General features: G+C 71.7%; 2 protein-coding genes. One reads left to right on the forward strand and one right to left on the reverse strand.

The window, feature by feature from the left end; translation table 11 throughout:
* Positions 1-1052: serine/threonine-protein kinase (locus ACFU6K_RS37185; protein WP_380670803.1), on the reverse strand; the 1052-nt coding region annotated here is incomplete at its 3' end.
* 449 nt (positions 1053-1501) lie between these two features.
* On the opposite strand from ACFU6K_RS37185, the gene ACFU6K_RS37190 reads away from it, so the two are divergent.
* Positions 1502-2149 (forward strand): TetR family transcriptional regulator, encoded by a 648-nt coding sequence (locus ACFU6K_RS37190; RefSeq protein ID WP_049651546.1) that lies wholly within the window; start codon positions 1502-1504, stop codon positions 2147-2149.
* The last annotated feature ends 144 nt before the right edge of the window (positions 2150-2293 follow it).

Here is a 2293-nt window from a genome sequence, read left to right on the forward strand (position 1 = left end):
CTCTGCACCGGCCCGGCCGGCGGCTGCGCGTGCCGCCCGCCCGGGTTGGTGCGCGGGTCGGCCGGGCCGAGGTGCTGCGGCGGGACGTGCGGGGGCGGCGCCTGGGGGTGCGGGGGCGGCTGGGCCGGCTCGGCCGGCGGGCGCGGCGGCGGGGCGGCCGGGCGCCGGCCCCGCTTGCGCTCGATCAGCTCCAGCGCGTGGGCGGGCAGCCAGTCCCCGGCCTCGCCGGTGGCGTCGTCCCGGGAGAAGAGGTGCGGGGCGAGCTCGGTCTGGATCTGCGCCGGGGTGGGCCGGCGCTCGGGGGCCTGCTGCATGCAGCGGCGGACCAGGTCCATCAGCTCGGGCGGCATGCCGGTCAGGTCCGGCTCCTCGCGCAGCAGCTGGAACACCGTCTCGACCGGGTTGGTGCCCCGGTAGGGCGGGTGCCCGGTGGCGCAGAAGACCATCAGCGAGCCGAGCGAGAAGACGTCGCTGGCGCCCCGGACGGTGCGGCTGTCCCGGGCCTGCTCGGGGGACATGTAGGCGGGGGTGCCGACCGCGACGTTGGTCATGGTGAGCCGGGTGCTGGAGACCCCGGCCGCGATGCCGAAGTCGATCACCTTCGGGCCGTCCTCGACCACCAGGACGTTGGAGGGCTTGAGGTCGCGGTGGATCAGCCCGGCCGCGTGGATGGACTCCAGGGCCTCGGCGATGCCGGCGACCAGCCAGCGGGTGGCCTCCACCGGCAGCGGGCCGCACTCCTCGACCAGGTCCTCCAGCGAGGGCGCCGGGATGTAGGCGGTGGCCAGCCAGGGCACCCGGGCGTCCGCGTCGGCGTCCACCACGGCCGCCGTGTAGAAGCCGCCGACCGTCTTGGCCGCCGCGATCTCCCGGGCGAAGCGGACCCGGAACAGCTCGTCCTCGGCCAGCTCACCCCGCACGGTCTTGATGGCCACCCGCCGCCCGGCCGCGGAACGCGCCAGGTAGACCAGCCCCATCCCACCCGCGCCGAGCCGCCCCAGCACCTCGAAGGGCCCGATCCGCCTCGGATCGTGCGCCGTCAGCTGGTCCACTCCGCTGCCACCTCCCCGTTGTCCGCACCCGCCGCGTGGTGCCGGACCCGATTCTCCAATGCCGTCCCGCGCATATCCAACCTCCCCCACCCCCCGAAACACCTCGTCCGGGCCCGGCGGACGCCCCGGACAGGCCTCTGACCAGCGAGGACGGAACGGCCGGATCCTGACGCCCGCTCCGGGGGCGGCTTGCGCGCGGGGTCCCGGACCGTCCACTTCCGGACGGCATCGCACTCTTCGGTCATCGTCACGCTCTGTCACCCGACCACCCCTCAGCGGACTCGCCGTCACGCTGTGAGATCGCAAGCACACGGGGGGGCTTCAAACAGGGGCTTCGAAGCCCGGTGAATATCCGTCCGAAGTGGTTCATGCCGCTATACCAACCCCCGTGCGGAGTAATAGTCGCATCACCGAATCGCGCCAAGATCGTGCCACGGTAAGCTGACGGCATGACAGGACAAGTTCGCACCGTCGACGGTCGCGTCGCCGGGCGACGCGGACAGGAGACGCGGCAGAAGCTGCTCGACTGCCTCCGCGAGATGCTCAGCACGTCGCCCTATCGGGACGTCAAGGTCATCGACGTCGCCCGTATGGCGGGTACCTCCCCCGCGACCTTCTACCAGTACTTCCCGGATGTCGAGGGCGCTGTCCTCGAAATCGCCGAGGAAATGGCCAAGGACGCCGACCAGCTCAAAGAGCTGGTGGCTGGAAAGTCCTGGGCAGGGAAGTCCGGACCGACCACTTCGGAAGAACTGGTCGACGGATTCCTCGCCTTCTGGCGCAAGAACGACGCCATTCTCCGAGTGGTCACGCTCGGTGCCGCCGAAGGGGACAAGCGGTTCTTCAAGATCCGCATGACGGTCCTCAACGCGGTCGCCAAGCCGCTCGCGGAGGCCGTCAGGGAACTCCAGGCGAAGGGTCAGGCCGACAAGTCGCTCGACCCGAACGCCGTGGCCGGGGCCCTGGTCTCGCTGCTCGCCTCGGCGGCCGAGCACCAGAAGGCCTTCACCTCCTGGGGCGTCAAGGTCAAGGACCTCAAGCCCAACCTCGCTCCCCTGGTGTACCTGGGCGTCACCGGCAAGAAGGCGCCCAAGTAGGACCGTCCACCGACCCACCATCCGCTCCGCGCGCAGCCCCGGCCTCCTGTCCGGGGAACGACGGACGGCGGCCGTGTCCTCGGGGGAGGTCCGCCGACGTACCGCAAGCGCGCCAGACATGCCGGTGGGCGGGCACCCGTGACA

The organism is Kitasatospora sp. NPDC057512 (genome assembly GCF_042802135.1).
Classification (GTDB): Bacteria; Actinomycetota; Actinomycetes; order Streptomycetales; family Streptomycetaceae; genus Kitasatospora.